The following is a 22,082-nucleotide window of genomic DNA, read 5'->3' on the forward strand; positions in this document are numbered from 1 at the left end:
GGCTGTCCCTCTGTCTAAAACAGGGAGGCAAGACCATGAGACTGTTTGAATGTGGAACGCTCGTGCCCGGCTGTGCCTGGCACACCCGCGCGGATGACGACGCGGAAGTCGTACGCCGCACCGTGGAACATATGCGATCGGCCCACGGCGAAACCATCATCCGCGAAAACATGATCGAAAACATCAAATCCCGCATCCGCGACGAGGCAAACGCGGCCTGAGCCGCAACGCCTCCGGCACTGCGATCTCAATTCTCCAGCATATCCTTCAGCCGGGCGGTCAGCGCTGCCCGGTCTAGCGAGAAATTGACGTCGATCCACTTTTCTTCGAGGCTTTTCAGCACCTCGCCTACCTTCGGACCGGACTCCACGCCCGCGGCCATCACATCAGCGCCGCTCAGCGGAAAGCCGGGTTTGTGGAACTTATTCGCTCTCGTCAGCAGCGTCGAAAGCCGCGCGACTTTCTGCATCGCCGCCTCACCGCCTGAAAGGTCGGCGCGGGCCGAGGCAAGCGCCAGTTTCAGCCGCGTCTTCACACCGTCAACGCCCTGCCGGTAAAGCAGCCGGTCGAGCGCCGTCTCCTTCATCTCCGGCTCGATCACCGGCGCGGAAGCCCAGTGGGCGAGATATGCAGCTTCAGCCTTGGACAGCCGCAGCCGCGCAGCAAGCGCCGCTAGCCTCTCCCTGTCGGGCGGCACTATCGCAGCGAGCCGCAGCATCGGGTCAACTGTCCAGCCAAGCGCCTGTTCGGTTGCCACCAGCCCGTGAATGGCGTCGATACCCCATTTTTCCGTTTCGGGAAGAATTTCCGCCAACACGCCGGATTGCCGCATCCACAGCAAGGCGCGGGAGGGATCGCGCGCGGAAAGCAGCTTTTTCAGCTCGCTCCACACCCGCTCGGCCGAGAGCGTCCCCAGCTTGTCCTTGGCTCGCGCACTGGCGCGCAAGCCATCGGCATCGGGACGACCGGAACCATAATGGGCGAAAAAGCGGAAGAAGCGAAGAATCCGCAGATAATCTTCCGAAATCCGCATTGCCGCATCGCCGATGAAACGCACCGTGCCGGTTTCAATGTCGGGAAGGCCATCGATGAGGTCGATGATCTTGCCCTTCTCGTCAGCGTAAAGTGCGTTGATGGTGAGATCGCGCCGTTCGGCATCGATCTGCCAGTCTGTGCCAAAAGCGACCTGCGCATGGCGGCCATTGGTCTCGACATCGCGGCGCAGCGTCGTCACCTCGAAACCCTCGCCGTCGATCACCAGCGTCACCGTGCCGTGTTCAATGCCGGTCGGTACCGCCTTGATGCCCGCCGCCTTGGCGCGCTCAACCACCACATCGGGGGTAAGCGTCGTCGCCATATCGACATCGACGACCGGCTGTTCCATCAGTGCATTGCGCACGGCGCCGCCGACGATCCGCACCTCGCCGCCATCGGCGTTCAACAGCGCGAAGATGCGCTTCAGCGCCGGCTTTTCAAACCAGTCCCGCCCGGCAAGGCTGCTCATGAATAAAACCTCTCGTAAATCGTCCGTACGATGCCCGCCGTAATGCCCCAAATGTAGCGCTCGCCATAGGGCATTTCGTAGAAAAACCGCTCCTTCCCCTGAAAGATGCGACTGCCGCGCCCGTGATTGGCTGGGTCCATCAGGAAAGACAGCGGCACCTCGAAAACCTCATCCACTTCCGTGGGATTGAGCGTCAGGTCAAAGCCGGGACGAACGACCGACAGCACCGGCTTGATGCGAAAACCGGTACCGGAAATGTAATCCGGCAGACGCCCGACTGTTTCCACGAAAGATCGCGAGAGGCCGATCTCCTCTTCCGTCTCGCGCAGGGCCGCCTCTTCCGGTGTGCGGTCCCCGGCATCGATGCCACCGCCCGGAAAGGAAATCTGGCCGGAATGTTTGCGCAGGGTTGCGGTGCGCTGGGTGAAGATCACCCGCGCTTCGTTGCCGTCGTCGATGACAGGCACCAGCACGGCGGCGTCCTTTAGCCTTATGCCGTTTCCCGAAAGCACCACGCCCGGATTGAGCAGATGATCGCCATTCTCGCGTTCCGCCACGCCCTCGCCTTCCTCCAGCACCCGGCGGCGGAAATCGGCGGCGGTAAAAGTTTCAAGGCGGGTTGTCGTCATTGTCATTGCGAAAGCCGTTCCAGTTCATTGGCGGGCATCACGGGAAAGACAACCCCGCCCGAGCGCACCGCAAACATCTCGACGCCGTCCACATCGATCACCTCGCCGAGTGCCACGAGATCATACATCACCGCCCGCGAGACGAGCGCCTCCAGCCTGCCGCGCACCAGAATATAGGGTTTCAATTCGCGGTTTTCTCCGAAAATCGTAAAGCGTAGCGGATGCTCCGGCCCGGCCTCCACCACATCGCCGACATTGGTGCGGAAGGTCAGCAGCGGCCCGCCATCCTTCTCGCCCGCCGTCACCTTCATCTCGACGGCCACGAAAGGAGCATCCACCACGCGGATGCCGACTTTTTCCACAGGAGTTACAAGATAGGTCTTGCCGTCGTCATCCTTGCGCAGGACCGTGGAAAACAGCCGCACCAGCGGCGCCCGGCCAATGGGCGTACCCATGTAGAACCAGGTGCCGTCTGCGCGGATTTCCATGTCGAGATCGCCGCAAAAGGGGGGATTCCAGCGCTCCACCGGCGCAGGTCCACGTTTGGCGTCGCCGGTCTGCTCGGCGGCGCGGGAAATCATCGCCGCCAGCCCTGCTGCATCGCTTGCCGAATTTATCGTCTCCGCTGCCATATTCGAGTCTCGCTTTGCCGATAAGGAAATACTAAGTCACGACATAGTCATTCGAATGGCGCTTGTCAGCGGCCAAGAGAGCAATAAGCTAGTTGCAGCGCGAAATCCGCCCCGGCCAATGGCGATCAAGATCGGGGCAGGAATGGGTCGGCGGCAAAGGTATGAGGAGAGCGACATGGGCGTGATGAATACCGGCGAAACCCTCGACGAAAAAGCCATCGTCGCCTCGGCCGAAAAGGCGCTTTCGGATATTGCCGCGATCCGCGCGGAGGTATCCAAGGTCATCTTCGGCCAGGAAAAAGTGGTGCAGAACACGCTTCTCGCCATACTCTCGGGCGGCCACGCCTTGCTTGTCGGCGTTCCTGGCCTTGCCAAAACCAAGCTCGTCACCACGCTTGGAACGGTTCTCGGGCTCGATGCCAACCGCATCCAGTTCACACCGGACCTCATGCCATCGGATATTCTCGGCTCCGAAGTCATGGATCAGGATGAAAACGGGCGGCGCTCCTTCCGCTTCATAAAAGGTCCGGTGTTTGCGCAATTGCTGATGGCGGATGAAATCAACCGCGCCAGCCCGCGCACGCAGTCCGCGCTGCTGCAGGCCATGCAGGAATATCACATCACCATGGCCGGCCAGCGTTACGATCTGCCGAAACCCTTCCACGTTCTCGCAACCCAGAACCCGCTGGAACAGGAAGGCACCTATCCACTGCCTGAAGCGCAGCTCGACCGCTTCCTGCTGCAGGTGGATGTCGGCTATCCCGAGCTTGCTGCCGAACGCCAGATATTGCTCGACACGACAGGCACCGCATCGGGCGAGGCACGCAAGGTTATCGACGCCGAACGCATGATGGAAATCCAGGCGCTCATCCGCCAGATGCCGGTCAGCGACAAGGTTGTGGACGCGATCCTTTCGCTTGTCCGCTCTGCCCGCCCCGGCCACGGCAACAAATTGACCGACAAACACGTTGTCTGGGGCCCGGGTCCCCGCGCCGGCCAGTCCCTGATGCTGACGGCACGCGCCCGCGCGCTTTACGAAGGCAGGCTCGCGCCGTCGCTGGACGATGTCTATGCGCTGGCCGAACCGGTGCTGGAGCACCGCATGGCGCTGACATTCGCCGCCCGCGCCGAAGGCATGTCGGTGCGCGATGTCATCGCAGCCCTTGTGGAGCAGGCGAAGAACTAAGGCATCGGACCGAAAAGTGTGACGCTGTTTTCGGAAAATCCGATGCTCGACAAAAACTCGGAGCGGCCCGCCGCTCTGACATCTGCCTAAGCTTTCTCGAAAGGAGTGCCTGTGGCATCCATCGGCCAGATCGTAGATAAGACACCGGGTAGCGAAGTCCTGGCGCGCGCGCGCCAGCGTGCCGCACTGGTGCCGGACTGCATGGTCGAAGCCAAGCGCATCGCCAACACCGTCACCGCCGGCTGGCACGGGCGGCGCAAGCGCGGCATCGGCGAGAATTTCTGGCAGTTCCGCCCCTATGCCGAAGGCGAGAGCCTGTCGCGTATCGACTGGCGACGCTCGGCCCGCGACGACCACACCTATGTGCGCGATCGGGAATGGGAAGCTGCCCACACCATCTGGCTGTGGGCCGACATGTCGCCGTCAATGATGTTCAAATCCACCCTCGGCTCCGTCTCCAAGGAAAGCCGCGCATTGGTGCTGATGCTGGCGCTGGCGGAAATCCTCGCCCACTCGGGCGAGCGCATAGGTTGTCCCGGTATCATGGAGCCCATCTCGGCCAGAAACGCCGCCGAACGTCTGGCTGCCGCCATCATGCACGCGCCGCTCACCACAGGCATGCCGGAAACGGGCATGATCCGCGGTGCAAGCGACATCGTCCTCATAGGCGATTTTCTCGACGATGCGAAAAACGTCATGGAGCGGATTTCGCCACTCGCGCGGCGCGGCTTGCGCGGCCATGTGGTGGAAATCGCCGATCCGGCCGAAGAAACCTTCCCCTATTCGGGCCGCACCGAATTTACCGACCCGGAAACCGGTGAAAAACTCGTCTCCGGCCGCGCGGAAACCATTCGCGAGGATTATACCCGCGCCTATCTCGCCCGCCGCGAAGCGCTGTCTTCGTCGCTGCGCCGTCTAGGCTGGAATTTCGTGTTTCACCGCACCGATCATCTAGCCTCCGAGGCGCTTGTGGCTGTTCACATGTATTTGTCCGGTGCGCCCGCGCAAGGCGGTGGCAACCGATGAGCGCATTGCCCTTCGTCTTCACCAGCCCCTATATTCTCTTCGGCCTTCTGGCGCTTCCAGCCATCTGGTGGCTGCTGCGGCTCACCCCGCCGCGCCCCAAGGCAGAGGTTTTTCCGCCGCTGAAAATTCTGGCCACCGTGCTGAAGCGCGAGGAAACGCCCTCGAAAAGCCCGTGGTGGCTGACATTGCTGCGCATCGCGCTCGCCGCCGCCGTGATTTTCGCGCTGGCCGATCCGGTGGTGAACCCCCGCAACAACAGCATTGCCGGCACTGGTCCCCTGGTGCTTGTGGTCGATAATAGCTGGGCCTCCGCAACTGATTGGCAGAGACGCGTCGAAACCGCTCAGGCCCTGATCGGCGACGCGGAAAGGGCTGATCGCCCCGTTTCCATCAGCTTCACCGCAGATGCCGAACACGACGCCGTGCCGGCCACCACGGCGGTGGCGCTGGACAAGCTCGCCGCCGCCAAGCCGAAGCCTCTTGCGCCGGACCGCGTGCGCACGGCGGAAGCCATTACCGAGGCGCTCAACGGCACCTCCCCCGGCACGCTCGCCTATATTGCCGACGGCGTTGCCACCGCGCAGGATGAAAGCGCACTCAAAACGCTGGCCAGCCTCTCAGCTGCCGAGTTCCGCATCGTCACGGGTGATGGGAAATCCATCGCCGCCATTACCGGCGCCGCCAACAATGCCGATGCGATGAGCGTCACGCTATCGCGGCTCGACACGGCCTCCCCCAGCCGGTTGACCGTCAATGCGCAGGACAGCCAGGGCCGCATCCTTGCCACTGGCACCGCCAGTTTCGCCCCCGGCGAAGCGGAAACGACGGCGACGGTGGAAGCGCCTTTCGAATTGCGCAACGACTTCGCCCGCCTCTCCATCGAGGCAGTTTCGACGGCGGGCGCGGTGCATCTTCTGGATGACGGTTTCCGCCGCCGCCGCGTGGCGCTGCTGGCCGGTGAAACCGGCAATGATTTCCAGCCGCTTCTGCAGCCGCTTTATTACATCAGCCGCGCCCTTCAGCCTTTTGTCGATCTCATCCCGCAACGACAGGCAGATCTTGCGCAGGCGATCCCGGAAATCCTGCAATCCAATCCTTCCGTCATCGTCATGGCCGATATCGGACGTCTGCCGCAGGAGACCTATGAGCCGATGCAGCGCTGGCTTGCCGCCGGCGGCACGCTGATCCGTTTTGCCGGACCGCGCCTTGCCGCAGCCCCCACCAATGATCCGCTGGTGCCGGTGACGTTGCGGCAGGGTGAACGCGCACTTGGCGGCGCGCTCTCATGGGCCGAGCCACAGCCGCTTGCCGATTTCCCGAATTTCGGCGCCTTTGCCGGAATGCCGAAGGCCGATGGCGTGCTCGTAAAACGGCAGGTTCTTGCCGAACCGACACCCGACCTTGCCGAGCGCACCTGGGCGAGCCTTGCCGACGGCACGCCACTCGTCACCACCCGCAATGTCGAAGCGGGCCGCATCGTGCTGTTCCATGTCAGCGCCGAGGCAAGCTGGTCCGACCTGCCGATATCAGGCCACTTCGTCGATATGTTGCGCCGTATCGTGCAATTGTCCAAGGCAGGCGGTGCTTCCACCTCCGCGAATGCCCCGGCCGCAGCATTACCGCCCTTCCGGCTACTGACGGCCGAAGGTGCTTTGTCAGCCGATGTCGGCTCCGCCCGGCCGTTGGAAATGCGCCCCGGTCAAGCTCCCCGCACCGGTTTCGACAATCCCCCCGGCCTTTATGGCACAGAGGATGGTTTCGTGGCTCTCAATCTTCTACCGGCTGGCGCCACGCTTCGCCCGCTCGATACCTCGCTCGCCGGTGTCAACACCACCAGCGAGGCACTGATCGGCGAAACGGCAAAATCGCTGCGCCCGGCCTTGTTCATCGCCGCCTTCCTGATGTTGATTGCCGACAGTCTCATCGTGCTCTTCATGAACGGCGCCTTCGCACGCCTGCCGAAAGCCCGCAGCGCCACAGCTGCCACCGTGCTGCTGGCCATTGGCGCCTTCGCCGCGATGTCCCCGAGCGATGCGCGCGCCGACGACCCCAAACCCGGTGACGAGCAGATTTTCGAGCGGCTGGACACGACGCATCTCGCCTATGTCCGCACCGGCGAGGACGATGTCGACCGCATTTCCGAACAGGGTTTGCAGGGGTTGAGCGAATTCCTGACCTGGCGCACGACGCTGGAGCCCGGCCGGCCGGTCGGCCTCGACATATCCAAGGATGAATTATCCTTTTACCCGATCATCTACTGGCCGGTGTCGGCCTCCGCCCCCATGCCGTCGAGCGCTGCCATATCGCGTATCGATGCCTATATGCGCGCCGGTGGCACCGTTCTGTTCGACACGCGCGATCAGTTTTCGTCGCTCGACACTGGCGCGACCAGCCCCAATGGCGAACGTTTGCAGGCGATCCTCGCCAATATCGATATTCCGCCGCTGGAGCCCGTGCCGGAAGACCACGTCCTGACGCGGTCTTTCTACCTGCTCACCAATTTCCCCGGCCGTTACAACGGCTCGCCGCTCTGGGTGGAATCGCGCCAGGGGGCGGCAAAGACTACCTCCGGCCTCTCTTCCTCCGGCGATGGCGTGACGCCGATCATGATAACAGGCAATGATTTTGCCGGCGCATGGGCCGTCGATGCGCAGGGCGCACCGGTGCTGCCCACTGTGCCGCCGGACGAGTTGCAGCGCGAACATGCGTTTCGCTCTGGCGTCAATATCATGATGTATATGCTGACCGGCAACTACAAGGCCGATCAGGTACACGTTCCAGCACTTCTCGAACGGTTGGGGCAGTGACATGACATTGACATTCGCCCCCTTCCTGCCGTGGATCGTGATTGCCGTTCTGGCCGTCGCCGCCCTTCTCCTCTCCTTCATCGGCCTGTGGCGCGGCGTGCGCGGCGCATGGCTGCGCGGGCTGGCGCTTGTCGCCCTGCTTGCCGCCATCGCCAATCCGCTTTTGACGCAGGAGGAACGCGAGCCTCTCTCCACAATCGTCCCCGTTATCGTCGATCGATCGCAGAGCCAGGACGTGCAGGACCGACCGCAGATGACGGATACGGCGCTTGCCGCGCTGAGAGACCGGCTGTCGCGCTTCCCGCGCATCGAACCGCGCATCGTGGAAGTGCGTGATGATGGTGAGAGCGATTCACCTTCGACGCAGCTTTTCTCGGCCCTCTCCTCCGCCGTCTCGGATGTTTCACCCTCCCGCGTCGGCGGTGCGATTTTCCTCAGCGATGGCCAGATCCACGATATTCCGAATGCTCTGCCCAATGCCGAACAGGCGCTTGGTTTCCGCGCTCCCCTCCACGGGCTGATCACCGGCAAGGCCGATGAATTCGACCGCCGTATCGAGATAGTCCGCGCGCCCCGCTTTGGCATCGTCAACGAGGAACAGCAACTGACGCTGCGCGTCTTCGATGATGGCCGTGCAGCCGCAGGCGGTGGCTCGGCGGAAGTAACCGTGAAGATGAACGGCGAAGAAATCGCCACCTTGCAGGCCACACCCGGCCAGCCGACACCCTTCACTTTCAAGGTTCCGCGCGGCGGCAACAATGTCATGGAATTTTCCGTCGCCGAGCTTCCCGGCGAAGTGACGGCCGCGAACAACCGTGCGGTTCACCTGATCGAAGGCATCCGCCAGAACCTTCGCGTGCTGCTGGTCTCCGGCGAGCCGCATGCGGGCGAGCGCGCCTGGCGCAACCTCCTGAAATCCGACGCCTCGGTTGATCTGGTGCATTTCACCATTCTGCGCCCGCCGGAAAAACAGGACGGTACGCCGATCAACGAGCTGTCGCTGATCGCATTCCCCACACGCGAATTGTTCGTGGAAAAGATCGAGGATTTCGACCTCATTATCTTTGACCGCTACCAACATCGCGGCGTGCTGCCGATCCTCTATTACGATTACATCGCGCAATATGTCGAAAAGGGCGGCGCGCTCTTGATCGCAGCCGGCCCGGAACATGCCGGTCAGGATTCGATCGCCATGACGCCGCTTGCATCCGTGCTGCCGGCCCAGCCGACAGGCCAGGTGCATCAGTCCGCCTTTTATCCCCGCCTCTCGGAAGCGGGCAAGAAACACCCCGTTACCCGTGGGCTGGAAGGGTCGGGCGATGAGCCGCCGCACTGGGGCCGCTGGTTCCGCACCGTCAGCGTCGAGCCGCCGCAGGGCCAGACCGTGATGCTGGGTGACGGGCAGGACCCGCTGCTGGTGCTGAACCGCCAAGGTGAAGGCCGTGTCGCCATGCTGCTTTCCGATCAAGGCTGGCTTTGGGCGCGTGGCTACGAAGGCGGCGGCCCGCATGTGGCACTTTACCGGCGTATCGCCCACTGGCTGATGAAGGAACCGGAGCTTGAGGAAGAGGCGCTGACGGCGCGCGCCAACGGCCGCACATTGCAAATTACCCGCCAGACCATCGGCGACGACCCCGGTCAGGCAAGCGTGCATTTCCCCTCTGGCAAAACCGAAAACATGGCCTTCAACAATACCGAGCCCGGTCTTTACAAGATCGAGCGTCGCATGGACGAGACCGGCCTGTTCGAAATCAAGAACGGCGATTTCACTACGCTTGTCCATGTCGGCGCGGTGGATGCGCCGGAATTCAAGGCAATGATTTCGACAACCGAAACGCTGAAGCCGCTTGCCGACGCTACCAAGGGCAGCGTGCACCGTGTCGCCGACAATTCGGGCCGCGTGGCACTACCCGATATCCTGCCTGTCAGGGGCGATATCAGGGTTGCCGATGAGGATCGCATGCTGATACGCATGACCGACGAGACGGTGCTGAAAGGTGTCAACACCCTGCCGCTGTTTGCCGGTTTTGCCGGGCTTGCCGCCCTGCTCCTTGCTTTCTCCGCGCTCTGGTGGCGTGAGGGCCGGTAGGAACTTTCCGGTGGAAGCTCAGGCGCTTTCACGTCTCGCAGTGGAAACGAGAAACGGCCGCCGCTCGGCGACCTGGGAAAGATAATCATGAATTTCGTTTTGAGCGACATCGCGGATGCAGAAGCTGAAAAGGCCATCCGCGATCCCCTGGTGGCCTATAATCTCGCCCGTTTTGGCGAAAGCGACAAACGCGAACTCATCATCACAATCCGCGACGATGAGAACACCGTCACCGGCGGTCTTGTCGGCTATACCGGCCGCGGCTGGCTTTATGTGCAGCTTCTCTTCATCCCCGAGACCTTACGCGGTCAGGGCACAGGCGCGAAGCTTCTCGGCATGGCGGAAGAGGAAGCGAAAAAGCGCGGCTGCATCGGCGCTTACATCGACACGATGAACCCGGATGCGCTGAGGCTTTATGAGCGCTGCGGTTTCAACAGGATCGGCTCGCTTGCCCCGCTCTCTAGCGGCCAGGCGATCACATGGCTTGAAAAGCGTTTCTAATCCGTTCGAGAGAAAGCGGTTGGCGCGGCAGTGTCAGGAGAGCGCCACCCGCCGCGTTTCCGCATTGATCATCGTTGCGGCAATCGCAGCCAGCACCAGCAGCCCGGCGAAAATGCCGATGGCGAAACCGAAGCCCTGCGCGATGGCATAACCCAGCAACGACGGCGCCAGAAGGCCGCCCAGCCTTGCCATGGCGCCCGCAGCCCCCATGCCGGTCGCACGCGATTCCGTCGGGTACAATTCGGGCGTGAAGGCATAAAGCGCACCCCAGGTGCCAAGCAGCGCAAAGCTCATGATCAGAAGCGATGTGGCGATCATTGCGCCGCCTGTAGCGAGCGTGAAGAGCAGGCAACCGAGGGCGGACAGCAGGCAGAAACCGATCAGCGTCGGCTTGCGGCCCCATTTTTCAACGCCATAGGCGGCAAGCGCATAACCGGGGATCTGCGCCAGTGCCACCAGCACGAGGAAACCATAACCGCGCACGAAGCCGAAACCGTCTCCCGCCAGTTTTGCCGGCATCCATGTGAAGACGCCATAATAGGAAACGGAGACAAGGAACCAGATGGCAAGGATCATGATGCTGCGCTGTCTGAGCGCCGGCGAAAATATCCCCTGCCCTTTTGAAACCTCCGGCTGAAAAAGCCCTGTCCCGGCATCAAGTGGCGCGCGGCCGTTTACCACCAGCATGCGGTTGACGATGACCTTGGCTTCGTCCGATCGACCTCTCCGCACGAGGTAAAGCGGCGATTCGGGCACCATGAACCGTAAACCCAGACCCACAACGGCTGGGAAAGCCGTAACCGCGAAAATATAACGCCAGGCATCGGCAACACCGGCAAGGCTCGCACCCCACGCTGCAAGCGCCACGATCAGGGTTCCGATGGCCCAGAAGCCTTCCAGCATAACCAGCCAGCGCCCCCGGTTCTTTGCGGGCAGGAATTCCGCCATCATCGCATAATCCACCGGCAGGGTGCCGCCGACAGCCGCACCCGTTAAAAAACGCAGCACAAGAAGAATGGCAAAGTTCGGCGCAAAGACGGAAAGCACACCGAACACGGCATCGCAGGCCACGGTGACGATCAACACACGGCGGCGACCGTAACGGTCCGCCAGACGCCCGAAACCGGCAGCACCTAAAAGCATGCCAAAAAAGAAGGCCGTTCCGGTTTGAAGGGCCTGCGGAACAGTCAGGCCAAACGTTAGGGCAATCGAGGCGGCAGTGAAGCCGACCGCCAGCACCTGCATGGCATCCGCTGCCCAGACGAGGCCGAAAATACCCATCAACCGCCGCTGATAGGCGCCCGCACCTGCGCGTTCCAGCGCATCGTTCATGGTGATTGCCGTCATATGCTCGCCCCCGTGCCGAAATCGACTATCGAGTGCTATCGCATAGGGGAAAGAAACGGAATTGAATTTTGCGAAGTACGATGCATGGTTTCAAGGCAGAACACCATCCCGTCATCTTTAGCGAAATAACCGGCCAGTATATGGGCGACTCAACGCCCCGTCCCTCATCAAGTCAGTCGTATTTGATGAGGGAAAAAGTGCGCACTGGTGAAGGGCGGGAAATCCGACGTAAAGAAATCCGTCAGCCGTAAACCCGAAGAGGCTCTTCGAAGCCGTCGTCTTCCGCCTGGGCTGCAGGCATGGCGGCATCGCATTTGCGCCAGCCGATCTTGCCCTTCAGCCGCTGGTGCACGTCGTCACCAACAGGCACGACCAGCACCCGGTTCGGATCCACCGGGCCTGGAAAATCAAGCGCGGCGTAGGCGACCTTTTCGAAACCAAGCGGCATGTAATAGGGCGGATCGCCGATCAGAATGACGGCCTCCGAACCCTTCCGCCGGGCGGCAGCGATGGCAATCCGGACGAGTTCACGACCGATGCCCATGTTCTTGTGCGAAGGCCGCACGGCAAGCGGGCCGAGCATATGGCCTTTTACCCCACCGGCCAGAACCGGCGTCATGCGCACCGAAGCGATCGTCTCGCCATCATCGGCGCAGACGAAGGACAGCGACCGGTCATGCGGACCCTGCTCGCGAATGCGCGCGGCGGCACGGGTGTGCCGACCGGGGCCGAATGCTTCTTCGTTGATGATTTCGATGATGGCGTCGTGCGACGCGTCCTCGGTGAGGTAGACAAGATCGTGCTTGGACATGAAGAGACCGAAACTTCCAAAATGCGGATGCGACAATAGATGACGGCTGCGCCGGTAAAGGCGTTCAGGAGCGTCAGCGTCGTCGGAGCATCCGTGTTTCGATCATAATCTACGATTTCCTCAGATTTGTGAAAATCGCAATTATCAGGAAAATTCCCACCCGTCCAGAACAAATCTCGGCACTATCCCATTCAGCCCATGCGAGACCGGAAACGCATTGTTCAATGCGCCACGGGTTCGCGGCACCGCGCTAAACGGTTAGGATTGCGGTCAAGGAAACAATCAAGGAGATCATCATGGGCATGCTGGTGGAAGGCGTATGGAAAGACGTCTGGTACGACACCAAGGAAACCAAGGGGCACTTCAAGCGCAGCGCCTCGCAATTTCGCAACTGGGTAACGGTGGATGGCGCGCCCGGGCCTTCCGGCGAAGGTGGCTTCAAGGCCGAGAAGGATCGCTACCACCTCTATGTGTCGCTCGCCTGTCCCTGGGCGCATCGCACCCTGATTTTCCGTAAACTGAAAAAGCTGGAAGACCTGATTTCCGTCTCCGTCGTCGATCCGCTGATGCTGGAAAACGGCTGGGAGTTCAGACCGGAAGGCGAACGCACTCCGGGTGCAACCGAGGACCACCTCTTCGGCTTCTCCACACTGTGGCAGGTCTATACCAAAGCGGATGCCAACTATTCGGGACGGGTGACCGTGCCGGTACTGTGGGACAAAGAACGCGGCACCATCGTCTCCAATGAATCGGCCGAAATCATCCGCATGTTCAACGTGGCCTTCAACGACCTCACCGGATCGGCGGCGGATTATTATCCCGAAGCACTGCGCGCCGACATCGATGCGCTGAACGACGTTATCTACGACACCGTCAACAACGGCGTCTACAAGGCCGGTTTCGCCACCACCCAGGATGCTTATCAGCAAAATGCCGTGAAGGTGTTTGAAACGCTCGATATGCTGGAAGACCGGCTGAAGGACCGCCGTTTCCTGTTCGGTGCAGAACAGACGGAAGCAGACTGGCGTCTCTTCACCACGCTGGTGCGATTCGACCCTGTTTATGTCGGCCACTTCAAGTGCAACATCCGCCGCATTCACGATTACCCGCATCTCACGGGTTACCTCCGCGACCTCTACCAGACACCAGGCGTGCCGGACACAGTCGATATCCGCCACATCAAGGAACATTATTACCGCAGCCACCTCACCATCAACCCGACAGGTATCGTGCCCGTTGGCCCGGAACTGGACCTTACCATGGCCCATGGCCGTGAGACGCTTGCCTGACGGCAGAGACGCCGCCGCTACCAGTAGTCGGCAATCGCCGCTTTGCCGGAAAGTTCGGCAAGGCGGCGGCGGGTGGCAGGCGTCACATTTTCCGGCAGGTCCGAGAGATCGAAAAAACCACTTTCGGTGATTTCATGATCCGGTTTTTTTGGCGTGGTCTGGGTGACCTGAAGCCGGTAGAGCGCCACATGATCGCGGTTGCTGCCTTCCAGATTGAGGTAGACATGGACAAGCTCGGGGATCGACGCAGCCTCGAGATTGCCTTCCTCGCGGATTTCCTTGTTGAGCGCCATCAGCAGCGTTTCGCCGCGTTCCACCCCGCCGCCGGGCAGATACCAGCCGGGCAGATAGGTATGCCGCACCAGAAAAATCCGTCCCGCATCATCGAAGCAGAGCGCACGTACACCGAGGGTGGCACCGCGTGTGAACAGAAAAACGAAATGAAGCAGGCGGATAAGGATACGCGTGTGGAACGGACGGGCCTGCCGCTCGGTTCTCTCGTCATTCACCCTGGTTTCTCCTTGCCGGCAGGCTTTTATTGGACGTGCCGCATATCATAGGTTATCTCTGCCGCCATGTTCAAACTTGCGCATATTTCAGACGTCCATCTCGGGCCATTGCCAAAACTTACTTTCCGGGAACTTGCATCCAAGCGTATCACCGGTTTCGTCAACTGGCACCGCAACCGCCGCAAGCACCTTTTCACCGACACGCTGGAAAAGCTGCTCGATGATCTCGAAGCCAAATCGCCGGATCATCTGGCTATTACCGGCGATCTCGTCAATCTTGCGACAGGCATTGAAATTCGCGCGGCCGCCGACTGGCTGGAAGAAGTCGGCGACCCTGAAAAGATCTCGGTCGTTCCCGGCAATCATGACGCCTATGTTTCCGGCGCGCACGACAAGGCCATGCGCGCCTGGTATCCTTATGTTCGGGGCGATGGCGACCCGGCGGAATGGGACGATGACCGCAAGATTTTCCCCTACATGCGCGTGCGCGGTCCTGTCGCACTGATCGGCTGCTCCACCTCGATTGCAACGCCACCCTTCTCGGCCACCGGCTATTTCGGCAACCGTCAAGCACGCGCAACCGCGGAACTCTTAAAAAAAGCCGGTGAACAGGGGCTGTTCCGCGTGGTGATGATCCATCACCCACCGATCCGCGGTGCGGCGGCTGCGCACAAGCGCATGTTCGGCATTCGCCGTTTCGCGGCAGCGCTTGGCGTTGGCGGCGCCGAGCTCGTGCTGCATGGCCACACCCATTTGAACACCGTATACTGGCTGAACACTCACCACGGGCAAGAGCACATCCCGGTCGTCGGCATTGCCTCCGCCAGCCAGGGACCGGGCGGCGAAAAACCGCGCGCGGCCTATAATCTCTTCCATATTTCCGGTGGCCCTGGCACCTGGAACGTCGCCTGCGAACGCCACAGTCTCAACGACACCGGAACGGGTATCGGGCTTGAAGATATCAGGGTATTTTATGAGAATGGTAGGCCGTTGGGGTTTTCGCGGCTGGGGGGATAAACTCCGGAGTGTTGAGGTTAGAGTCTGTGGCTCACCCCCTCTGCCCTGCCGGGCATCTCCCCCACAAGGGGGAGATCGGCAAGACGCTCTTTCGTCAATTCATTCTGAGCGTTGAGATGGGCGAGACCGTACCTCAGGTCGATCTCCCCCATTGTGGGGGAGATGTCCGGCAGGACAGAGGGGGGTAGCCCCACCCCCAAACGCCAACTTTACTTAACCCGCTCTTCCAGCACCCGATTGGCCGCCGAAACAATCGCCTCCAGCGAAGCGCCAACAATATTCGTATTCACCCCGGCGCCGAACAATTTTCCGCCCGGATGCTCCATCTCAACATAGGCAATGGCGGAAGCATTGGACCCATGTTGCAGCGAATGCTCGGAATAATCATTCACCGACAGATCGATGCCGAGATAGACCGACAGCGCATTGATGAACCCGTCGATAGGACCGGTGCCCTTGCCCTCGATGCGCTTCACCTCACCATTATCGGTGATTTCGGCGGCGACAATGCGCACGCCCTTGAAATCGCCCGCCGGATAGGTGTGGTGATCGACGAACTTGATGCGCGCATTCGGCTGCGTCACGTAACGCTCCATGAAGCGCTCGTAGATGCGCTTGGCCGGCAGTTCCACGCCTTCTTCATCGGTAATGCGCTGGATGTCTTCGCGGAACTCCACCTGCAGGTTGCGCGGCAGGTTGATGCCGTAATCCTGCTGGAGAATATAGGCGATTCCGCCCTTGCCGGACTGCGAATTGATGCGGATGATCGCTTCGTAGGAGCGGCCGACATCCTTCGGATCGATCGGCAGATAGGGCACTTCCCATACCGGGTGATTGGCAACCTTGATCGCCTTCATACCCTTGTTGATCGCATCCTGATGCGAGCCGGAAAACGCCGTATAGACCAGTTCGCCGACATAAGGGTGGCGCTCGGGGATCGTCATCTCGTTCGAATATTCGTAGACTGCCTTGATGCGCTCAATATCGCGGCAATCCAGCTCCGGATCGACGCCCTGCGTATACATGTTCAGCGCCAGCGTCACGACGTCGACATTGCCGGTGCGCTCGCCATTGCCGAACAGCGTGCCCTCGACGCGGTCCGCACCGGCCATCAGAGCGAGCTCCGTCGCAGCGATGCCAGTGCCGCGGTCGTTGTGCGGATGCAGCGAAATGATGACGTTTTCGCGATTGTCGATATTGCGGCACATCCATTCGATCTGGTCGGCATAGATGTTCGGCGTGGCCATTTCGACTGTGGAAGGCAGGTTCAGGATCAGCTTGTTATCCGCCGTCGGCTTCACCACCTCGACCACGGCATTGCAGATTTCCAGCGCCACTTCCAGCTCGGTGCCGGTAAAGCTTTCCGGAGAATATTCGAAGCGGAAACCGCCGCCGGCCTTGGCCGCCATGTCGGTGATCATCTTGGCGGCATCGACAGCAATCTGCTTGATGCCGTGTACATCCTTGCCGAATACCACGCGGCGCTGCAATTCCGAGGTGGAGTTGTAGAAGTGGATGATCGGCTTGTTGGCGCCTTCCAGCGCTTCGAAGGTACGGGTGATCAGTTCCGGACGGCACTGCACCAGCACCTGCAGGGAAACATCCTCAGGCACATTGCCCTGCTCCACGCACCAGCGGGCAAAATCGAAGTCCGTCTGCGAAGCGGAAGGGAAACCGATCTCGATTTCCTTGAAGCCCATTTCGAGCAGCAGCTTGAACATGCGGGCCTTGCGGTCGTGGCCCATGGGGTTGACCAGCGACTGGTTGCCGTCACGCAGGTCCACCGAACACCAGATCGGTGCCTTGGTGATGGTCTTGCCCGGCCACGTGCGGTCAGGAATATTGATGGTCGGGTAAGGGCGATACTTGACGTTCGCGTCCGACATGCCTTTGGAAATATTGGTGATCTTGCCGTCCATTTCGCTTCCTCCTTGCGCATTCCGCGGGCTTCTCGAGCCATCGGCGGATGCGCGGCCCTCAAGGGCCTAAATCCAGTATAAATGAGATTTCGAGATGAGGAGCGTTTGCGCCAGCGGGCTTTCGGCCGCCGGGCGCTCCTCACTGGACCCGGCAACCGCGTGTAAGGTCGAGGCTAAGAAGCGAGAGTGCACCGCACGGAGAGGCAATCGCAGAAATCTGCGCGCTCATGCCGGAAATGGTTGCGATGCTGTTGCTCATGGGCAAGCTTATAATCGGCGAAATATTTGGATGCAAGGGCTATTGTCTCTTCAATCCTTTTACAAAACCGGTCAAAGCCATCATCAACCCGCCACCGATCAGCCCCCAGAAGGCACCGGAGACACCGGCGAAGGAAAGGCCGGAGGCGGTGATGAGGAAGGTGATCGCCGCTGCCTCGCGTGTTTCCGGATCCCTGAAAGCCGCAACGGCAGAGCCGGAAAAGGCGCCCACCAGTGCAAGCCCCGCCACCGCCTGAATGAGGACAGGCGGCGCCAGTGCCACGAAAGCCGTGACCGCGCCCGCCAGCAGGCCGAAGACGATGTAGCCCACACCGCCGATGATCGCCGCCCAATAGCGCCGTTTCGGATCGGGATGGGCGTCCTCGCCAGCGCACATCGCCGCCGTAATCGCGGCAAGATTGACCGCATGGCCGCCGAAGGGTGCGGAAAGCAGTGAGAAGAAGCCGGTCGCCGCGAAAAGCGGTCCGGGCTGCGGATCGTAGTGATTGACCTTCAGCACTGCGATACCGGGAATATTCTGCGACGCCATGGTGACTATGAAGAGCGGCAGCGCGATGGAAATGACGGCGTGCAGGCTAAAGATGGGCGTCACCCACTCCATCGGAGGCGTCAGCGATTGCGCCACACGGTCAAGCGCCCCCGCCGGAATATCGACACCGAAGATCATCACCAGGACGAAAGCGGCAAGTGCCGCAGGCACGGCGAAAAGTCGTTTAAAGGCTCCCACCACGATCCAGGCAAGAATGATCGGCAATCCGAGCGCCGGGTTAAAGCCGATCGCCTTGATCGGCGCAAAACACAGGCCGATGATGACCCCGGAGAGCATGGCGTTGGCAAGTGGCGCTGGAATGGAGGCCACCGCCTTTCCGAGCGGCCGGAACAGGCCGGCAATGATGATCAATATGGCGCAGATGATGAACCCGCCCACGGTGGCCGGAAAACCGCCCTCGATCACGCCTGTGGTCGCCAGCAAGGCTGCACCAGGTGTCGACCATGCGATGCTTACAGGCATTCGCGTCGCGACTGAAAGCGCTATCGCGCAAACCCCCATCGCCACCGAAAGCGCCATCAGCCCAGACGCCGCCTCGAAATCCGTCGCACCCACGGCCTTCAGGCCCTGCAACACCACGGCGAAAGAACTGGCAAAGCCGACAAAGGCGGTCAGGCACCCCATGAACAGGCTCTGTACGGAAAAATCTTTCATCAACATGGCGGTTCCCGGATCTTCTGTTTCCCTTGAAGATCAAAAAACCCAACCGCTGGCAAGATGCCCGCAGGCTGAACAGGTACGCCTTTTACCAGCGCAGAAAACGCGAACCGGCAAAAGCGCCGATCAGGCCGGTGATGAAAATGCCAAGCGAATACCAGATCAGCACGAAAGCCATGCCGTTTTCGGTGCAGAACCAGGAATAAACCCAGGATCCGGCCGCACCCGCCGCAATGCCTGCCACAAAACCTGCCAGGGCTGGATCAGCCGGGGCTGAGCGTTTGAGAACTGAAAAATTCGCCAGGAATACCGGAAGCGCGAAAGCGACGATCAAAAACGGGCAATGCAGCGCGGACGACCCCAGAACAAGCGTCCTGTAATTGTCCGGAAAGGCAAACCCCAGCTGTACGAGCGCTATCGCCGCCATCACAACGAAAATCACCGCAAGCCAAACGAAAAGGCAGCCGCTGTTCCCCTCGGGGCGGGTAAGGCGGCCGACCGCGAAAAACGCAGTCAGGGCCAGCAGGGCGTTATAGGCGGACTTGATCCAGAAACCCAGCTCGGTCAAGGCGTTGTGCATGTCGACCCGCGGCCCGAGAATTGCAAGCATCAGCAACAGCGAAACGCCAAGGCCGGGCAGGACGGCCAGCGCCAGCCGGCGCTCCAGTGACAAGGCAGGCACGGGCTTGAGGCCGCTTGCCAGTTGTTCAATGATGTCTTCCGTCTTCCTCACGTTTCGCCTCGCAACTTTGCCGCCAGCATTTTAAGCGTCCTGTGAATGCCGACCCTCGCCGCAAGCTCGGTCTGGCCGGATTTTTGGGCCGCTTCGGCGATTGACTGACCCTCGAGTTTTACCCTGCGAATGAGGTCGCGTTGCCGCTGCGGCAACTCGTCGAGCAACCGTTCCACATCCATACGTGCCGTGACCTGATCGACGGACGATCCCGCTTCCAGCGTCTCATCAAGTTCCACTTCCGAAAGCTGGCGCGCACCCCTGCCCCTGTAGTGATCGATGAGTTTGTAGCGCGCTATCGAAAAGAACCAGGCGGTAAACGGCCTTGCTCGATCATAGGTCTCGCGTTTGGCGTGAAGCGACAACAGGGTTTCCTGAACGAGATCTTCCACATCCCCCCGTGAAGCGGCCCTCATGCGCCGGTCGAAATAGGCTGTCAGCAGCCTGCGTAGGGCATGGAGCAAATGCCTGTAAGCGCCCTCGTCCCCATCGAGGGAACGCAGCATCAGCATTTTTAATGTCTCTTCCGAAAGGCTGCCTGTCATCGTCACTATCGGGTTATTCGCAATCGGCGGGATATTGTTACATAATGGCGTGAAAAGAATCTCGCCCGAATATGATGTCACAAACGCGTGAGCGTGTAACGACACACGGGCCCCCACCGAATGGACAATCGTGAGCCCCGGTGCAACGCCGGCGGACATTTAATGACGTCCAGAGGAGATCTTTCATGACCCGCATTTTCACCGCCATCGCCACCGCTTCCATGCTGTCTGTTCTTTCTTTCGCAGGCATCGCACATGCCGACGGCATGAAAACCGATATGACGAAAATGCACAACGACACCATGAAGACGCAGACGATGAAAAAAGGCGACATGTCCATGGCATCCAAAAAGGACTGCATGCACAAGGCTGACATGGAAATGAACAAGATGAAAAAAGCCGACATGATGAAGGCCTGCAACACGATGAAGTGATGCCGGCCGAACATTCAATGCACATAACCGGGAGCGGCACGTATCATCCGGCCTGAATGAAAAAGCCCGTGCCGGTTTCCACCGGCACGGGCTCTCTCAACTAAAAATCAAAACCTTAAACTTCCGACTGGCTCTCGACGATCTTGCCGACGAGGCCGTAGCCCTTGGCTTCTTCAGCGCCGAGCCAGTAATCGCGATCGATGTCCTTGGCGATCTTTTCTTCGCTCTGGCCGGTGGCCTTGGCGAAGATCTTGATCAGGCGCTGGTTCATCTTAATGATTTCGCGGGCCTGGATTTCGATGTCGGATGCCATGCCGCGCGTGCCGCCGGAGGGCTGGTGCAGCAGGAAGCGGGTGTTCGGCAGGCAAAGGCGACGTTCCTTCGGCACCGAAACATAGATCAGCGCGCCAGCGGAAGCGACCCAGCCCGTACCGATGATATAAACCTTCGGCTTGATGAACTTGATCATGTCATGGATAGAATCACCCGATTCGACATGGCCGCCCGGCGAATTGACGTAAACGCGAATGTCGTCGTCGCTGGCGGCGGCAAGTGCCACGAGCTGCGTGCAGACCTTCTGCGCCAATTCCTGCGTGATGCCACCATAGATGAAGATCGAACGCGACTTGAAAAGATTCGCTTCCGTTTCCTTGCCGATCGGCAGTTCCTTGCTCTTGTCGTCTTCGTCTTCGTTCATCAGCGGCTCTCCAGCGTAATTCATGCATGCCCTTCGGACATAGTGCGACTTGTTACGTAAGGCAATGAGCAAAAAAGGCAAGGTTTGCGCCCCAACAATAAACATCGCCCCCGGCAGATGACGCATGGACAGCCTCTCCGGGTTCGCGGTATCGTCAGGTCCTCATTGCAGTGCCGCCGATTGCGGGAACCCCAAGATCCCCTTGCTGGCGGCGATAATCAAAAGAGGGAATCATGCTGAAAAGACTAAGCCTTGCTGCCGCAGCGCTCGGCGCCACCGCCCTGCCCGCTTTCGCCCATTTGAACCCGGAAGAACACGGCTCCTTCATGGCTGGCGTCTCCCACCCCTTCTTCGGTGCGGATCATATTCTGGCAATGGTTGCCGTCGGTCTCTGGGCATCGCAGATCGCCATGGCGCAGAATGACCGCAAGGCGCTGTGGATCGTGCCTGCCGCCTTCGTCGGCACCATGGCCATTGGTTTCCTGATGGCCGTTTATGGCATCGGCCTTCCGTTTGTCGAACCGGCCATCCTGGCCTCCGTCATCGGCCTCGGCCTGCTGGTCACGATTGCGGCAAAGCTGCCGACGGCAGCCGCTGCGGCCGTGGTCGGCGCTTTTGCCCTTTTCCACGGCCATGCCCATGGCGGTGAACTCGGCAGCGCCGGCGCCCTGCAATTCGGCATCGGTTTCATGATAGCAACCGCGATCCTGCATCTCGCAGGCATCGTGCTTGGCCTGCGCATTGCCCGTTTCGGCTCGGCCGCAAGCCGTACCGCCGGCGCACTGACGGCGATAGCGGGCCTTTCGCTTGCCTTCGGCGGGTGACGATCATTACCGAAATTTAAAGTTTCGGCCGCTTTGAAAAGCCTGAATTTGGACCTACCTCCTTATCGTTGATTTCCGCTTCACGGTAAGGAGGCAT

21 protein-coding genes are annotated in these 22,082 nt (G+C 60.5%); 10 read left to right on the top strand and 11 right to left on the bottom strand.

Annotated elements, in window-relative coordinates; all coding sequences use genetic code 11:
- The first annotated feature begins 35 nt into the window (after positions 1-35).
- A complete protein-coding gene (locus AC5SEO_RS11300) occupies positions 36-221 on the top strand; it encodes a DUF1059 domain-containing protein (RefSeq protein ID WP_003513537.1) in 186 nt (61 codons plus the stop codon).
- 26 nt (positions 222-247) lie between these two features.
- Here the strand turns inward: AC5SEO_RS11300 and AC5SEO_RS11305 are convergent, their stop codons facing one another.
- Genes AC5SEO_RS11305 through AC5SEO_RS11315 form a run of 3 tightly spaced genes read right to left on the bottom strand, consistent with a single transcriptional unit; the run spans position 248 to position 2,765 of the window.
- Positions 248-1,504: a CCA tRNA nucleotidyltransferase gene (locus AC5SEO_RS11305; RefSeq protein ID WP_174068558.1), complete on the bottom strand. Its 1,257-nt coding sequence runs from the start codon at positions 1,502-1,504 to the stop codon at positions 248-250.
- Positions 1,501-2,139, bottom strand: a complete 639-nt coding sequence (locus tag AC5SEO_RS11310) for an NUDIX hydrolase (protein WP_003513539.1) — start codon at positions 2,137-2,139, stop codon at positions 1,501-1,503. The genes AC5SEO_RS11305 and AC5SEO_RS11310 overlap by 4 nt, the downstream gene beginning before the upstream one ends.
- The gene (locus tag AC5SEO_RS11315; RefSeq protein ID WP_013636611.1) at positions 2,136-2,765 is read right to left on the bottom strand and encodes a DUF1285 domain-containing protein; all 630 of its coding nucleotides are present in this window, start codon (positions 2,763-2,765) and stop codon (positions 2,136-2,138) included. Before AC5SEO_RS11315 ends, AC5SEO_RS11310 begins: the two co-directional genes overlap by 4 nt.
- A 175-nt stretch (positions 2,766-2,940) precedes the next feature.
- Here AC5SEO_RS11315 and AC5SEO_RS11320 point away from each other — a divergent pair, with 175 nt between their 5' ends.
- The 5 genes from AC5SEO_RS11320 to AC5SEO_RS11340 all read left to right on the top strand — a co-directional run bounded on the left by AC5SEO_RS11320 (position 2,941) and on the right by AC5SEO_RS11340 (position 10,374).
- The gene (locus AC5SEO_RS11320; RefSeq protein WP_003513541.1) at positions 2,941-3,951 is read left to right on the top strand and encodes an AAA family ATPase; all 1,011 of its coding nucleotides are present in this window, start codon (positions 2,941-2,943) and stop codon (positions 3,949-3,951) included.
- A 111-nt stretch (positions 3,952-4,062) separates the two neighbouring features.
- Positions 4,063-4,977, top strand: coding sequence for a DUF58 domain-containing protein (locus AC5SEO_RS11325; protein ID WP_174068559.1), 915 nt, complete (start codon positions 4,063-4,065; stop codon positions 4,975-4,977).
- On the top strand, positions 4,974-7,784 hold the full coding sequence (locus AC5SEO_RS11330; RefSeq protein ID WP_174068560.1) for a DUF4159 domain-containing protein: 2,811 nt from the start codon (positions 4,974-4,976) through the stop codon (positions 7,782-7,784). Before AC5SEO_RS11325 ends, AC5SEO_RS11330 begins: the two co-directional genes overlap by 4 nt.
- A 1-nt stretch (position 7,785) precedes the next feature.
- Complete coding sequence (locus tag AC5SEO_RS11335) at positions 7,786-9,873, top strand: hypothetical protein (RefSeq protein WP_174068561.1); 2,088 nt, start codon at positions 7,786-7,788, stop codon at positions 9,871-9,873.
- Between the two features lie 87 nt (positions 9,874-9,960).
- Positions 9,961-10,374 (top strand): GNAT family N-acetyltransferase, encoded by a 414-nt coding sequence (locus AC5SEO_RS11340; RefSeq protein ID WP_174068562.1) that lies wholly within the window; start codon positions 9,961-9,963, stop codon positions 10,372-10,374.
- Between the two features lie 33 nt (positions 10,375-10,407).
- On the opposite strand, the gene AC5SEO_RS11345 is transcribed toward AC5SEO_RS11340, so the two are convergent.
- The gene (locus AC5SEO_RS11345; RefSeq protein ID WP_065659143.1) at positions 10,408-11,721 is read right to left on the bottom strand and encodes an MFS transporter; all 1,314 of its coding nucleotides are present in this window, start codon (positions 11,719-11,721) and stop codon (positions 10,408-10,410) included.
- A gap of 241 nt (positions 11,722-11,962) precedes the next feature.
- On the bottom strand, positions 11,963-12,532 hold the full coding sequence (locus AC5SEO_RS11350) for a GNAT family N-acetyltransferase (RefSeq protein WP_112290404.1): 570 nt from the start codon (positions 12,530-12,532) through the stop codon (positions 11,963-11,965).
- A gap of 296 nt (positions 12,533-12,828) precedes the next feature.
- Between AC5SEO_RS11350 and AC5SEO_RS11355 the strand changes: the two genes are divergently transcribed.
- The gene (locus tag AC5SEO_RS11355) at positions 12,829-13,821 is read left to right on the top strand and encodes a glutathione S-transferase family protein (RefSeq protein ID WP_174068563.1); all 993 of its coding nucleotides are present in this window, start codon (positions 12,829-12,831) and stop codon (positions 13,819-13,821) included.
- Between the two features lie 17 nt (positions 13,822-13,838).
- Here AC5SEO_RS11355 and AC5SEO_RS11360 read toward each other — a convergent pair whose 3' ends face one another.
- Complete coding sequence (locus AC5SEO_RS11360) at positions 13,839-14,330, bottom strand: NUDIX domain-containing protein (RefSeq protein WP_019565194.1); 492 nt, start codon at positions 14,328-14,330, stop codon at positions 13,839-13,841.
- Between the two features lie 66 nt (positions 14,331-14,396).
- Here AC5SEO_RS11360 and AC5SEO_RS11365 point away from each other — a divergent pair, with 66 nt between their 5' ends.
- Positions 14,397-15,347 (top strand): metallophosphoesterase family protein, encoded by a 951-nt coding sequence (locus AC5SEO_RS11365; protein WP_003513555.1) that lies wholly within the window; start codon positions 14,397-14,399, stop codon positions 15,345-15,347.
- Positions 15,348-15,556: 209 nt separating this feature from the next.
- Here the strand turns inward: AC5SEO_RS11365 and leuA are convergent, their stop codons facing one another.
- The 4 genes from leuA to AC5SEO_RS11385 form a co-directional block, all read right to left on the bottom strand.
- Entirely contained in the window at positions 15,557-17,266 is a 1,710-nt protein-coding gene (gene leuA / locus AC5SEO_RS11370) for a 2-isopropylmalate synthase (protein WP_013636621.1), read from the bottom strand.
- Positions 17,267-17,564: 298 nt separating this feature from the next.
- Complete coding sequence (locus tag AC5SEO_RS11375; RefSeq protein ID WP_174068635.1) at positions 17,565-18,752, bottom strand: benzoate/H(+) symporter BenE family transporter; 1,188 nt, start codon at positions 18,750-18,752, stop codon at positions 17,565-17,567.
- Between the two features lie 88 nt (positions 18,753-18,840).
- On the bottom strand, positions 18,841-19,485 hold the full coding sequence (locus AC5SEO_RS11380; RefSeq protein WP_174061030.1) for an NrsF family protein: 645 nt from the start codon (positions 19,483-19,485) through the stop codon (positions 18,841-18,843).
- Entirely contained in the window at positions 19,482-19,997 is a 516-nt protein-coding gene (locus AC5SEO_RS11385; protein WP_003513560.1) for a sigma-70 family RNA polymerase sigma factor, read from the bottom strand. The genes AC5SEO_RS11380 and AC5SEO_RS11385 overlap by 4 nt, the downstream gene beginning before the upstream one ends.
- A 218-nt stretch (positions 19,998-20,215) precedes the next feature.
- On the opposite strand from AC5SEO_RS11385, the gene AC5SEO_RS11390 reads away from it, so the two are divergent.
- A complete protein-coding gene (locus tag AC5SEO_RS11390; RefSeq protein ID WP_065659139.1) occupies positions 20,216-20,464 on the top strand; it encodes a pentapeptide MXKDX repeat protein in 249 nt (82 codons plus the stop codon).
- 115 nt (positions 20,465-20,579) lie between these two features.
- Here the strand turns inward: AC5SEO_RS11390 and AC5SEO_RS11395 are convergent, their stop codons facing one another.
- Positions 20,580-21,161 carry an ATP-dependent Clp protease proteolytic subunit gene (locus AC5SEO_RS11395; protein ID WP_003513567.1) on the bottom strand — a complete coding sequence of 194 codons (582 nt, stop codon included), beginning with the start codon at positions 21,159-21,161 and terminating at the stop codon, positions 20,580-20,582.
- 233 nt (positions 21,162-21,394) lie between these two features.
- Between AC5SEO_RS11395 and AC5SEO_RS11400 the strand changes: the two genes are divergently transcribed.
- Positions 21,395-21,985 (top strand): HupE/UreJ family protein, encoded by a 591-nt coding sequence (locus tag AC5SEO_RS11400; RefSeq protein ID WP_003513569.1) that lies wholly within the window; start codon positions 21,395-21,397, stop codon positions 21,983-21,985.
- Positions 21,986-22,082 lie beyond the last annotated feature (97 nt).

Source organism: Agrobacterium sp. K11 (assembly GCF_059429395.1).